This window comes from Streptomyces sp. HUAS TT11 (assembly GCF_051553595.1).
Lineage (GTDB): Bacteria > Actinomycetota > Actinomycetes > Streptomycetales > Streptomycetaceae > Streptomyces.
Window position 1 is genome coordinate 8,902,430 of the sequence record NZ_CP196184.1, and the last position, 12,105, is coordinate 8,914,534.

At 67.9% G+C, this 12,105-nt stretch carries 10 protein-coding genes and 1 pseudogene; 6 read left to right on the forward strand and 5 right to left on the reverse strand.

Annotated features, from left to right (window positions below; all coding sequences use genetic code 11):
• Positions 1–145 precede the first annotated feature (145 nt).
• Positions 146–1,063 (reverse strand): magnesium and cobalt transport protein CorA, encoded by a 918-nt coding sequence (locus ACSHXN_RS40030; protein WP_438305929.1) that lies wholly within the window; start codon positions 1,061–1,063, stop codon positions 146–148.
• Between the two features lie 238 nt (positions 1,064–1,301).
• Here ACSHXN_RS40030 and ACSHXN_RS40035 point away from each other — a divergent pair, with 238 nt between their 5' ends.
• From ACSHXN_RS40035 to ACSHXN_RS40055, 5 genes and pseudogenes are all read left to right on the forward strand, one after another.
• Positions 1,302–1,505 carry a hypothetical protein gene (locus tag ACSHXN_RS40035; RefSeq protein WP_355141224.1) on the forward strand — a complete coding sequence of 68 codons (204 nt, stop codon included), beginning with the start codon at positions 1,302–1,304 and terminating at the stop codon, positions 1,503–1,505.
• A pseudogene (locus ACSHXN_RS40040) lies at positions 1,502–2,556 on the forward strand (YihY/virulence factor BrkB family protein). The gene ACSHXN_RS40035 and the pseudogene ACSHXN_RS40040 overlap by 4 nt, the downstream one beginning before the upstream one ends.
• Positions 2,557–2,922: 366 nt before the next feature.
• Positions 2,923–3,294: a phage holin family protein gene (locus ACSHXN_RS40045; protein WP_355804330.1), complete on the forward strand. Its 372-nt coding sequence runs from the start codon at positions 2,923–2,925 to the stop codon at positions 3,292–3,294.
• On the forward strand, positions 3,291–3,764 hold the full coding sequence (locus ACSHXN_RS40050) for a DUF3618 domain-containing protein (RefSeq protein ID WP_438305931.1): 474 nt from the start codon (positions 3,291–3,293) through the stop codon (positions 3,762–3,764). The genes ACSHXN_RS40045 and ACSHXN_RS40050 overlap by 4 nt, the downstream gene beginning before the upstream one ends.
• Positions 3,765–3,859: 95 nt before the next feature.
• Positions 3,860–4,012 carry a hypothetical protein gene (locus tag ACSHXN_RS40055; protein ID WP_438305933.1) on the forward strand — a complete coding sequence of 51 codons (153 nt, stop codon included), beginning with the start codon at positions 3,860–3,862 and terminating at the stop codon, positions 4,010–4,012.
• 61 nt (positions 4,013–4,073) lie between these two features.
• Here the strand turns inward: ACSHXN_RS40055 and ACSHXN_RS40060 are convergent, their stop codons facing one another.
• Both ACSHXN_RS40060 and ACSHXN_RS40065 read right to left on the reverse strand, forming a co-directional pair.
• The gene (locus ACSHXN_RS40060) at positions 4,074–4,556 is read right to left on the reverse strand and encodes a nuclear transport factor 2 family protein (RefSeq protein WP_438305935.1); all 483 of its coding nucleotides are present in this window, start codon (positions 4,554–4,556) and stop codon (positions 4,074–4,076) included.
• Positions 4,557–4,932: 376 nt separating this feature from the next.
• Positions 4,933–5,943, reverse strand: coding sequence for an NADP-dependent oxidoreductase (locus ACSHXN_RS40065; RefSeq protein WP_438305937.1), 1,011 nt, complete (start codon positions 5,941–5,943; stop codon positions 4,933–4,935).
• 111 nt (positions 5,944–6,054) lie between these two features.
• Here ACSHXN_RS40065 and ACSHXN_RS40070 point away from each other — a divergent pair, with 111 nt between their 5' ends.
• Entirely contained in the window at positions 6,055–6,648 is a 594-nt protein-coding gene (locus ACSHXN_RS40070) for a TetR/AcrR family transcriptional regulator (protein WP_383358023.1), read from the forward strand.
• Between the two features lie 491 nt (positions 6,649–7,139).
• On the opposite strand, the gene ACSHXN_RS40075 is transcribed toward ACSHXN_RS40070, so the two are convergent.
• Both ACSHXN_RS40075 and ACSHXN_RS40080 read right to left on the reverse strand, forming a co-directional pair.
• Entirely contained in the window at positions 7,140–7,727 is a 588-nt protein-coding gene (locus ACSHXN_RS40075; RefSeq protein WP_359460709.1) for a response regulator, read from the reverse strand.
• A complete protein-coding gene (locus tag ACSHXN_RS40080; RefSeq protein WP_438305939.1) occupies positions 7,724–12,043 on the reverse strand; it encodes a HAMP domain-containing protein in 4,320 nt (1,439 codons plus the stop codon). The genes ACSHXN_RS40075 and ACSHXN_RS40080 overlap by 4 nt, the downstream gene beginning before the upstream one ends.
• Positions 12,044–12,105: the final 62 nt, after the last annotated feature.

Below are 12,105 nucleotides of genomic sequence, written 5' to 3' on the forward strand. Positions count from 1 at the left end.
CCTCGCGGCAGAGCGGCGATGCCGGCGGTGCAGCTGCCACTCGTCCGACCGGCCACACCTCCGTGCAGGCACACTCGGGTGACTGCCCGTCGGTCATGCCTGGCCCGACCGGCGGACGCGCGCTGAGGAGGAGGGGCTCGGGGCGTCAGAGCCAGCCGTTTCGGCGAAAAGCCCGGTACAGCAGGCCCGTCCCGAAGGCCATCGCGGCCAGCGCGCACGGATAGCCGTAGCGCCAGTCCAGTTCCGGCATATGGGCGAAGTTCATGCCGTAGACGCCGGCGATCAGGGTGGGGATGGCCAGGATGGCTGCCCACGCGCTGATGCGGCGCATGTCGTCGTTCTGCCAGGTGCCCACCTTCGCCAGGTGGGCGTCCAGGACGGAGCCGAGCAGGTCGTCCAGGGCGCGGACTTCGACGTCGGTGCGAGTGAGGTGGTCGGCGACGTCGCGGAAGTACGGCACCATCTGCCGCGGCCAGTCGTCATGCGGTGCGGTGAAGTACTGCACGACGGGGACCAGAGGCTGGACGGCGTCGCGGAACTCGACCACTTCCCGCTTGAGCGTGTAGATCTGCTCCGTCAGGTCCTCGCGGGCGGGTGAGAACATACACCGTTCCAGGTCGGTGAGGTCCGCACGGACCTGGACCGCTGCCTGCAGGTAGGCGTCGACGATCACGTCGATGACCGTATGCAGGACGCTCACCGGTCCGAGCCGGGCCCGTCGCGGGGCGGCTTCCAGCCGTCCGGCCGCTTCCACGGTCGGGTCGAGTGCGCCGTGGCGGACAGTCAGCGCGAAGGACGGGCCGAGGAAGATCATCACTTCGCCGGTTTCCACATCAGCGCTGTGTTCGACGAACCACAGGGTCTTCACGGCGACCGACAGCACATCACCGTAGCGCTCCTGCTTCGGCCGCTGGTGCGCGTGGACGGCGTCCTCGATCGCCAGGGGATGCAGCTGCAGGTACTTGCCCAGCTGCTGCAGCTCGTCCTCGCGGGGTCGTCCGTCCGGATCCAGGCGAACTCGCCGGGCTTGAGAACCGCCAGGCGGTCCAGGGTGTCCTGGCATCCTCCGTCTTCCTGCCGGACGTCGACCTTTTCGGACTCCCCCGTCTGCTCTCGGTAGATCACACACTCCATGCCCTCTCGGGTGCTTCCACCGCCACGTTCCATGCGCAGGCAGTGGGCAGACCCACCAGTCGAACGCCATCCGCACCTCGTGGGCACAAAACCTTCACATGAATCGGCTGTGGGTCGAGCTCTGGTGGGAACCCGGCCGACGCCACCCACCGGGAAGGAACTGCGCTGTGATCGTTGTCGCCGTGTTGCTGCTGCCCGTTCTGGGTGCGCTGCTGTACGCCATGGACCACATCGAGAACCGGTTGTCGGCCGGGCCGCGGGTGCCGCGCCACGCCCGGAGACGTCACCTGCGACTGGTACACGACGCCGGCCCGTCCGCCGTTGAGAACGGTCCGGCCGGGCAGACCGCGCAGCACATCGATGCAGCGTGACGCGGCCAGGGCGAAAAGAGCACCTCGACCACGACGAGGCTCCTGAACGTGAGGTCCCGCCGCCCGAGGAGGTGGGCCCCGGCCCCGCGGTGGAGCGGCGCGCCCCGGATACGCCTACGCAGTTTCCGAAGAAGGCGTGGGGGCGGTGCTGAAGGGCGGCCTGCGGGAGTTCAAGGACGACGAACTGACCGATCGGGCCGCGGCACTCACGTACTACGGACTGTTGTCACTGTTCCCCGCTCTGCTGGTCTTGGCGTCGCTGCTCGGTCTCACCGGAAGGTCCACCACGGACTCGGTGCTGAACAACCTCGAGCAGTTCACTCCGGGCTCCGCCCGCGACATCATCACAGCGGCCGTCTCGCAGTTGCAGAACAGTGCCGGCATCGGGTCGATCATGGCGGTCGTCGGTTTCGTCCTCGCGGTGTGGTCCGCCTCGGGGTACGTGGCCGCATTCATCCGTGCGGCCAACCGGGTCTACGACATGCCGGAAGGCCGCCCGGTCTGGAAGATCCTTCCCGTGCGGGTCGGGGTGACGGTCGTCCTGATGGTGCTCGCCGTCGCCAGCGGCCTGATCGTCGTCTTCACCGGCACTCTGGCCCGTCAGGCCGGTACGGCCCTCGGGATCGGCGACACCGCGCTCACGGTGTGGTCGATCGCCAAGTGGCCCGTCCTGGTGGTCCTGGTCACGATCATGATCGCGCTTTTGTACTGGGCCACCCCGAACGCCAGGGTGAGGGGGTTCAGGTGGATCACACCGGGCAGCTTCCTCGCCCTGGTCATCTGGCTGGTCGCCTCCGGTGCCTTCGCGCTCTACGTCGCCGACTTCGCCTCGTACAACAAGACCTACGGCACCATGGCCGGTGTCATCGTCTTCCTGATCTGGCTGTGGATCACCAACCTGGCGATCCTTCTGGGCCTGGAGTTCGACGCCGAGACCGTACGGCAGCGGTCGATCGCCGGCGGTCTACCGGCGGACAAGGAGCCCTACGCCGAGCCGCGCGACACACGGAAATGGGATGAGCAGGACCTGCGTCGACTGGACGAAGCGTGACCGTCGCACAGCAGGTGACGGACTGATCCTGGCAGTCGGGTCGCCTACCGACCAAGTCTTGGGACAACCCCGGTTCGCGAGGTTGTTGACGGGTCTGAGACATGTACACCCCAGCGGAGGGGGCCTGGTGATGGCGGATGTGGGCGTGCCGCGCGCCCCCATGTTGCCGCCGATCCGAAAGGCGATTTCCGGCACCGGCTGCGCGCCTGCCCTGAACCTGGGCGTTCGGGGTACTCGAGCCGCGGTGAATGGGCCGGAGCGCCCGGCCCGTTGGAACGAGATGGACGGGAGGTGACCGCCGTGTCGAGCACGCAGCCGCACTCGCCCGGGACCGACCACAGCCCGCATGCCTCCGGCCAGGAGCCGGTGAGCGAGTTGGTGCAGAGGGCGTCGCAGCAGCTGGCGGAACTGGTGCGCGGTGAAATGCGCCTGGCGCAGGCGGAGATGAAGGAGAAGGCCAAGCGCTTCGGCAAGGGGGGCGGCCTGTTCGGCGGAGCCGGGTTGGTCGGCTTCCTTACGCTGCAAGCCCTGGTGGCGACTGTGATCGCCGCACTGGCGCTCCTGTTGCCGGTATGGGCCGCGGCTCTGATCGTCACCGCAGTGCTGGGTGTGATCACCGCGGTGATGGCCAGGAGCGGGAAGAAGCAGGTTGCCCAGGCTGCACCGCCTGCACCGGCGCAGACGGTCGAGAACGTGAAGGCCGATGTGGCCGAGATCAAGGAGAGCGTGCACCGATGACAAAGCCACCCCACGACGAGCCCACCGCCGCCGGCCCCGAGGAGCTGCGCGAGCAGGTCGAACAGAGCCGCGAGGAGCCCGGCCGGACGGTCGAGGCCCTCGCGGCCAAGGCCGACGTCAAGGCCCGCGCCCAGGAGAAGGCGACAGTGGTCAAGGAACAAGTCACCGCCAGGGCAGGTGATCTGAAGGAGCAGGCCGCGGTCACGGCCGGAGAGCTGAAGGACAAGGCGGCGCAGGCCGCCCGACACCTTGAGGACAAGCTGCCCGTTCCGGTGAAGGACAGGACGGCGCGGGCCATCGATCAGTCCCGTGCGGTGGCCACCCAACTGTGGCAGGACAAGGCCCCCGAACCGATGCAGCAGAAGACCGCTCAGGGTGCACGGATGGCGCGGGACAACCGCAGCCTGCTGCTGGCGGCGGCCGGTGTGGCCCTCATGGCGTGGTTGGCCGGCCGCCGTCGCAAGGGGTGAACCGTCTCGCGATCCCCAGCTGCGATCTTGTCCCTCGATCCCACGCAATGACACGGCCTTGACCGTCGATGAGGGTCGGCCTCGAAGGCGCCACGATGACCGAGATGATGGTCGCTTGGCAGCAGCGCGCCCCGAGCATCGTCGAGCATCTCACCTCCCTTGCCGCCCTCGGCCGGCCCGGCCGACCGGACGAGGGCGCTGAAGCCGCCGCCTGGCTCCACGGCGGCACCGGCCCCCGGCCGCACTGAGCCGTCCCGAGCAGCACCGCCACCTTGGGCCGGGTCTGTCGCGCCCACCAGCTGCCGCACTTCATACGGCGCTGTCCAGACCGACGAACAGCTTCGCGATGCGCCACTCGCCTTCGGTGTGCTGCAGCGTGAACGTGTAGAAGCCGGTCGTGATCACGGTCGGGCTCCCACCTGTGTTCGAGGTCAGCATCAGGTAGGCCCACACCACTGCCGTGTCGGCGTCCGCACGGTGGCAGATCATGTTGGTCAGGTGATGCCTTCGCTGCTCGGCTTGTTCTTCCGTCGCACTCCGCACGAGGTCGAGAATCGCCGCGCGCCCGACGAAGGGGCCTTGCTCAACCTCACCGGCGATCGTGGCCGTCCAGGTGGCGTCCTCGGCCAGGATGTCCTCCAGCGCCACCAGATCTCCGTGATCCAGGGCGAAGGCGTAGCGGGCCAGGGTCTGCTGGACGGCGAGCCACTCTGCAGGGTCGAGATTCACCTCTCCCGCAGGCGTTGCGTCGAGGTAGCTGCTTCCCCAGCCGAAAGCCGCAGTTGTTGTCATGTCGCACCTCGCTCGTGCTCGGTTCTCGGGTGAAAGACGGGTCGCAGCCGGCAAAGTCGGCCGCCTGGTGTGCGATGAGAGGACGGAGCGCGTGGCGTGCCGGTCCGCGATCGTTCGCTGTACCGTCAGCGCGCCGGAGGGTTGCCGTCGGCGACGGGGCGTCGTCGGGCGCGAGGATTGCGACCGTCTTGGTGATCTCCTGCAGCGAACCGAATCGAGTCCGATGGAATCGACCGAACGGGTCCGCTCGGTTCGCCGCCACCGGTATCGCGGTCACTTGGCCCGGAGACGCGGCCCGAGGTCTCCACGTCGGCGTCTCGTTGGCCACGTGGGTCCGAAGGGCGAGCGCAGGCCGCGCCGATGAGACGGGTCGTCCCTACGCGACGGTGAGCACGATCTTGCCCTGGATGTGCCCTCGGGCGGCGCGTTCGTGCGCCGCTCGGGCATCCGCGAGTGAGAACGTGCTGTCGATCGCGACGTGGACCGTGCCTGTGTCGAGCAGACGTCCCAGTTCGGCGAGCTGCGCGCCGTTCGAGCGGACCTGGGTGCCCGAGACCGTGACGCCCAGCCTCGCGGTCTCCTCGTCGTCGTATTCGCCGAAGAACACGGGGAACAGGGCGCCGCCGCGCTTCAGCGTGCGCAGGAAGCGGTTGCTGTTGCGGCCACCGACGGCGTCGAGAACAAGGTCGACGTCGTGCACGAGTTCCTCGGGACGACTCTTGGTGTAGTCGATGAACTCGTCGGCGCCCAGCTCGCGCAGGAACGACTCGTGCGCGCCCGATGCCACCGCGATGACATGGGCGCCCTTCCACTTCGCCAACTGCAGTGCGAAGTGCCCTACGCCACCCGCGGCGCCGTTGACGAGCACTGTCGTGTCGGGGGCGAGGGGCACCGGGCGATGCCGCGCCGCCTGGAACGGCGAGGGGCGGTCGTGTCCGAGCTCGATCAGGAACTGCCACGCCGTCAGCAGGGCCATGGGCGCACCGGCGGCATGTATGTGATCGATGCCGGTCGGCTTGTGTGCGAGGTCCGACGCGGGCGCGGCCACGTACTCGGCGTATGCGCTGCCGTCGAAGCTGGGAAAGCGCAGGAGACCGAAGACTTCATCACCGGTGGAGAAGCCCTCCACATCCGCGGCGACCGCCTCGACGACGCCCGACACATCCGTGCCCGGAATGATGGGCAGGTCGAACTTCGGCCTCGTCTGCGGAGGTATGTTGGTCAGCCCGTCGCGCAGGTACCAGTCCGGGGGATTGACGCCGACCGCGCGTACGCGGACGAGTACCTCGCCCGGCCCCGGCTCGGGAATCGGCACCTCGTCGTCACGCAGAACCTCGGGGCCGCCGTGCTCGTGAAGCCGGACTGCCCTCATCGTGTGTGTCGGCATCGTTTTCTCCTGCCCGCGCTGCGGGATACGCTGATCTGGATCGGCGATCCAGATAAATGGACCACTGATCCAAATATATGGACCACTGATCCGGATAGTCAAGAGGCACAGATGCGGGCCGACGCCAGGAAGAACCGCGACCACCTGCTCGCAGTGGCGGACACCGCCATCACCGAGCAGGGTGTGGACGTGTCACTGCGCGACATCGCGCGCAGGGCCGATGTCGGGCTCGCGACCCTGCTGCGTCACTTCCCGACGCGCGAGGCGCTGCTCGACGCCCTGCTCCGGACGAGCTTCGACGAACTGACGGCGAAGGCGGGCGCGCTCGAGACGTCGAGCTCACCCGAGGTCGCTCTCGTTTCATGGTTGCGCGACTGCGTAGCGTGGACAACCGAGTACCGTGGCGTGACGGTGCTGATGGCGGCCGCCATCGAGGACACCGAATCCGCCCTCCACGCTTCGTGCGTCACCCTGCGCGCGGCCGGTGCGCGGCTCCTCAGCCGTGCCCAGGCCGCGGGTATGGCGCGGAGCGACATCGATGGCGCCGATGTGTTTGCGCTGGTAGCCATGCTCGCTTGGCTCGGCGATCAACCCTCGCTCGCACCGCGCGCCGATCACCTCTTCGAGGTCGTCGCGGGCGCGATCCTGACGAGCGAGGGGAGCAGCGTTCCCGAGGCGGAACGCCACCTTCGGGCCAGTGACTGACATCGGACGAGCGGACCCGACTGCTCGCTCGACGGGAGGGCGACGCCGAGTGCACCGAGGCGGTCAACGGTGCGGGCGGCGAGCTGCTGCCCACCCGGAAGTGCACGACCGCCGCCGAGCGGCTCACCGCCTTGTCCCTCCGACGGTCGACGCTGCCCGCCGCCGTCCTCTTCCGCCTCCGGCGCATCCGCGTCGCGCAAGGGGCGCGGCGCACCATCGTGACGAACCGGTTCCGTGCCGAGTCCTCCAGCATGACCAGTCGGAACGACCCCAGCCGTCGTGCCGTTTGAGATGCGAAGAAGGCGGCAGGCTCGTGTGTCCGTAGGGCGGGGGAAGTCGGGTTGTGCGACCACGTGGACCGTGGGCTTGATCGCTGGCGGTTGCCCCGCCGCGGCACGGCGGGCGGTGGAGGCTTCCCGATGTCCGGGGCCGATTGCAGGATGTCCGGGGCCGGTTGCAGGCAGGCGGTGTCCCGGACCGACCGGGTGGGCCTACTCGGTGTCCATGCCGCCGGGCAGGAGGCCCCCCACCGTGCGCTCCAGTTGCCCGATGCGGTCGGCGAGGCCGTCGGCGTCGGCTTCCGTCCGGTTGCGCAGCAGCAGTTCGATCTGGGTCAGTCGCTCGGTGATCTCCGTGAGCCGATCGGTGTCGGCCGCCACCGCGCGCAGGGCCAACTGGCGGTTCTTGCGATGCAGATCGAGAAAAACGCTGATCTTGGTACGTAGCACCCAGGGGTCGACGGGCTTGGTGATGAAGTCGGCGGCGCCGATGGCGTATCCCCGGTAGGCGTAGTCCGCGCCGGCCTCGGTTCCGGTCACCAGGATGATGGGCACGTCCTTGGTCTGGTCGAGGCGCTTGATGTTGGCAGCCGTCTCGAAGCCGTCCATGTCGGGCATCCGGACATCCAGGAGAACCACCGCGAACTCCTGGCGTAGCATGCACTTGAGTGCCTGCTCACCCGACTGCGCGCGGACGAGGCGCTGGTGGAGAGGGCCGAGTACGGCCTCGAACGCGACGAGGTTCTCCTCCATGTCGTCGACGATGAGGATGCTGCACTGGTCGGCCGGATTGATGCTCATGGTGCGTCCCTCGGTGGGTCGTCGGCACGGTGGTCCGTGGCCTCCGGTTCATCGGCGGCACCGGGATCCTGCGCCGACTGCGGGGCGTCGTTCTGCGGGTCGAACAGATCACAGATGACGGACAGCAGGCGGTCGACGTTCACCGGCTTGGGTACGTAGTCGTCGGCACCGCTGTCGATCGCCTTGTCACGGTCTCCGGGCATCGCCTTGGCGGTGATCGCGATGATCGGCAGATGGGCGAGGCGGGGCGTGTTCCTGATGCTGCGGATCGTGTCGTATCCATCCATCTCCGGCATCATGATGTCCATGAGGACCAGGGACACCTCGGGGGAGCGTTCCAGGACCTCGAGGCCTTCCCGGCCGTTCTCCGCGTACTTCACGGTGATGCCGACACGTCCCAGCACATGGGTGAGGGCGAAGACGTTGCGGATGTCGTCGTCGACGATGAGGATGTGACGACCCGCCAGGACGCGGCCCGGGCGCCCGCTGAGCCATTCCTTGAGCCGTGTCGTCTTGGGCCAGGAGTCCTCACGGCCGTCGGGCGCCGCCGTGACGCCCATGCCCGACAGGTCGTCGGCGAGGTGCTCCGGAACCGACAGCCCGGCGTCGAGGTCCTCCGCACGGTGGAGTGCTTCCTCCGTCGAAGTGTCGTCGTCGGTGACATCGGCCGCTGCCCGGGCTTCCGTGGTGAGCATGGGCGTGACGCCGGCGGCACGCAGTTCCGCCAAGGCCTGCGTGGCGGTGGCGCCGGGGTAGTGCGAGGGGATGTACAGGGTGAATCGGGAGCCCGCGCCCGGCTCGCTCTCGGCGACGATCTTGCCGCCGAGCATTCCGGCTATCTCCCGGCTGATGGACAGGCCGAGTCCGGTGCCACCGTACTTGCGGTTGGTGGTGCCCTCGGACTGCTGGAACGCTTCGAAGATGATCGGAAGCTTCTCGGGTGCGATGCCGATCCCGGTGTCCTTGACGGAGAACGCGATGACGGATTCCGCGTCCCTGAGGGTCTCCTCGCCGAACTGCTCGCCCGGCACCCGGGTGACGCGAAGCTCGACACTTCCCGAGTGAGTGAACTTCACCGCGTTGGACAGCAGGTTGCGCAGGATCTGCTGCAGCCTCTGCTCGTCGGAGTACAACTCGGTCGGCACGTCCTCGCCGACCGCGATGTCGAAGCCCAGACCGCGGTCGATGGTCATCGGCCGGAAGGTGGCATGGACGTAGTCGAGCAACTTGATCAGCGGCAGCGTCTTCGGACGCACGTCCATGCGTCCGGCCTCGATCTTCGACAGGTCGAGGATGTCGCTGATGAGCTGGAGCAGGTCCGAACCCGAGCGGTGGATGGTCGTCGCGAACTGCACCTCCTGGTCGTTGAGATGCCCGTCCGGGTTGTCGGCGAGCAGCCTGGCCAGGATCAGCAGCGAGTTGAGCGGCGTGCGCAACTCGTGCGACATGTTCGCGAGGAACTCGGACTTGTACTGCGAGGCGGTGGCGAGCAGTGCCGCCTTCTCTTCCAGTTCCGCGTTGGAGCGCTGGAGTTCGTCCGACCGTTCACGCAACTCGGACGTGAGCCGTTGGGACTCCGACAGCAGCGACTCCGTACGGGAGTTGGCGATGATCGTGTTGATCGACACGCCGATCGTGTTGGCGAACTGGTCGATGAAGGCCAGGTGCACATCGCTGAACTTGCTGAGCGAGGCCAGCTCGATCACTCCGAGCACCTGGTCCTCGAACAGGATGGGGATGATGACGATGCTGGCCGGGTAGGCCGTGCCCAGGCCGGAGTTGATGGTGATGTAGTCGGGCGGCACGTCCGTGATGAAGATGCGTTGCTGCTCCTGTGCGGCCTGGGTGATCAGTCCGCGTCCCGGGGTGCCGGTACCCGGGAGCGGACTGCCTCCGCCGGCCTGGTCGGTGCCGTACCCGGCGATGAACTGCAGGCCCTCGCCGGGCGGTGCCCCCGCCTCGGCGAGGAAGAACGCACCGAACTGCGCGTTCACGAGCGGGGTCAGCTCCCGCAGGATCAGGTCGGCGACCTCCACCAGGTCGCGGTGGCCCTGCATCAGCGCGGCCATGCGGGTGAGGTTCGACTCCAGCCAGTCCTTCGCGCGGGTGGTCTCGCGGAGGTTGGAGACCATGAGGTTGATGTTGTTCTTCAGCTCGGCGACCTCGCCCTGTGCCTCGACCGTGATCGCGCGGGACATGTCGCCCTGGGTGACCGCGGAGGCCACCTCGGCGATCGCGCGGACCTGGGTCGTCAGGTTGAGGGCCAGTTCGTTGACGTTGGTCGTCAGGCGCTTCCAGGTGCCGTAGACGCCCTCGACGCGTGCCTGGCCGCCGAGCTGGCCCTCGCTGCCGACCTCCCGGGCCACGCGGGTGACCTCGGAGGAGAAGGACGAGAGGGTGTCGACCATCGTGTTGATGGTGGTCTTCAGCTCCAGGATCTCGCCGCGGGCGTCCACGTCGATCTTCTTCGACAGGTCGCCCTGGGCGACGGCGGTGGCGACCTGGGCGATGTTGCGGACCTGGGAGGTGAGGTTGTCCGCCATGAAGTTGACGTTGTCGGTGAGGTCCTTCCACACTCCGGAGACCCCTCGGACCTGGGCCCGGCCGCCCAGCCGACCTTCGGTGCCGACCTCGCGGGCCACGCGTGTGACCTCGTCCGCGAAGGCCCGCAGCTGTTCGACCATCGTGTTGACGGTGTCCTTGAGCTCGAGGATCTCGCCGCGGGCGTCGACGGTGATCTTCTTGGAGAGGTCGCCGTTCGCGACCGATGTGGTCACCTGGGCGATGTTGCGGACCTGCGAGGTCAGGTTCGACGCCATGAAGTTGACGTTGTCCGTCAGCTCCTTCCAGACCCCGCTCACCCCGCGCACCTGGGCCTGACCGCCGAGGTTGCCCTCGGTGCCGACCTCGCGGGCGACCCGGGTCACCTCGTCGGCGAACGCGGAGAGCTGGTCGACCATCGTGTTGATGGTCGACTTCAGTTCCAGGATCTCGCCCTTCGCCTCGACCGTGATCGTCTTGCCGAGGTCGCCCTGGGCGACGGCGGTGGCGACCTGCGCGATGTTGCGGACCTGGGAGGTGAGGTTGTCCGCCATGAAGTTGACGTTCTCCGTCAGGTCCTTCCACACCCCCGACACGCCTCGGACCTGGGCCCGGCCGCCGAGCCGTCCCTCGGTGCCGACCTCGCGGGCGACCCGGGTCACCTCGTCGGCGAACGCGGAGAGCTGGTCGACCATCGTGTTCACGGTGTCCTTGAGTTGAAGGATCTCGCCGCGTGCGTCCACGGTGATCTTCTGGCTGAGGTCGCCGTTGGCGACCGCCGTGGTCACCTGGGCGATGTTGCGGACCTGAGCCGTGAGGTTCGACGCCATGAAGTTGACGTTGTCGGTGAGGTCCTTCCAGACCCCCGAGACGCCCGGCACCTGCGCCCGTCCGCCGAGCTGGCCTTCCGTGCCGACCTCGCGGGACACCCTCGTCACTTCGTCCGCGAACGCCCGCAACTGGTCGACCATCGTGTTCACGGTGAGCTTCAGCTCCAGCAGCTCGCCGCCCGCCTCGACCGTGACCTGTCGAGTCAGATCGCCGCGTGCGACCGCAGTGGTCACGGTCGCGATGTCGCGCACCTGGGCTGTCAGCCGGGAGCCCATGGTGTTGACTGCCTCGGTCACATAGCGCCAGTCACCGGCGAGTCCCTGCACCGTGGCACGCCCGCCGAGGCGACCCTCGATCCCTTCCCGGGCGACGCGGTTGAGCTCGCCGGTGAAGAGCGACAGCTGCTCCACCATACGGTTCGCCCCACGCCCCAGGCGCCGTAGATCACCGCGGAGCTGGCGCTTGCCGTCGTGCAACTCGGCGCGCTGTGTCAGATCGCCGTCCGCCACGGCATTGAGGACGCGGGTGGCGTTGACGACCGGGACGGCCAGTGCTTCCAGCAGGGTGTTGGCCGCCTCCACGTTCGCGGTCCACCCTCCCTGCCCGGGACTGGCTGCCAGCCGCTCGTCGAGCCGCCCCTGCCGGACCACCTCCCTGCGCACTCTGTCGAGCTCCGAGGCCAAGTGCGCGTTGCGCGTGACGATCTGGTTGAAGACCCCCGCCATTTCGGCGAGGACTCCTTCGGGGAGATTCCCGGTACGGACGGTGAAATCGCCGTCACACAGGGAATTCATGGCTGCGAGCAGCGGGCGCAATTCGGCCACGCGTATCCACTCGCCGTCCGGAGCGGGGGCGGGCGGTGCGGTCTCGGGCTTGGTCTCAGCGCGCTGCTCCCGGAGCTCGGGCCCAAGGTGAGCGAGATCAGGGTGGGTGGCAGATTCCATGGCAACCCACTTCCGGGCAGACGATTACCTCCCGTTTAGACTACATTCGTCTTATATGCCTC

What these genes read in the sequence shown, in the direction of transcription:
- ACSHXN_RS40030 (WP_438305929.1), bottom strand. Translation starts at nt 1,063, where the DNA reads ATGCCAGGACACCCTGGACCGCCTGGCGGTTCTCAAGCCCGGCGAGTT.
- ACSHXN_RS40050 (WP_438305931.1), top strand. Translation starts at nt 3,291, where the DNA reads ATGACAAAGCCACCCCACGACGAGCCCACCGCCGCCGGCCCCGAGGAG.
- ACSHXN_RS40055 (WP_438305933.1), top strand. Translation starts at nt 3,860, where the DNA reads ATGACCGAGATGATGGTCGCTTGGCAGCAGCGCGCCCCGAGCATCGTC.
- ACSHXN_RS40060 (WP_438305935.1), bottom strand. Translation starts at nt 4,556, where the DNA reads ATGACAACAACTGCGGCTTTCGGCTGGGGAAGCAGCTACCTCGACGCA.
- ACSHXN_RS40065 (WP_438305937.1), bottom strand. Translation starts at nt 5,943, where the DNA reads ATGCCGACACACACGATGAGGGCAGTCCGGCTTCACGAGCACGGCGGC.
- ACSHXN_RS40070 (WP_383358023.1), top strand. Translation starts at nt 6,055, where the DNA reads ATGCGGGCCGACGCCAGGAAGAACCGCGACCACCTGCTCGCAGTGGCG.
- ACSHXN_RS40075 (WP_359460709.1), bottom strand. Translation starts at nt 7,727, where the DNA reads ATGAGCATCAATCCGGCCGACCAGTGCAGCATCCTCATCGTCGACGAC.
- ACSHXN_RS40080 (WP_438305939.1), bottom strand. Translation starts at nt 12,043, where the DNA reads ATGGAATCTGCCACCCACCCTGATCTCGCTCACCTTGGGCCCGAGCTC.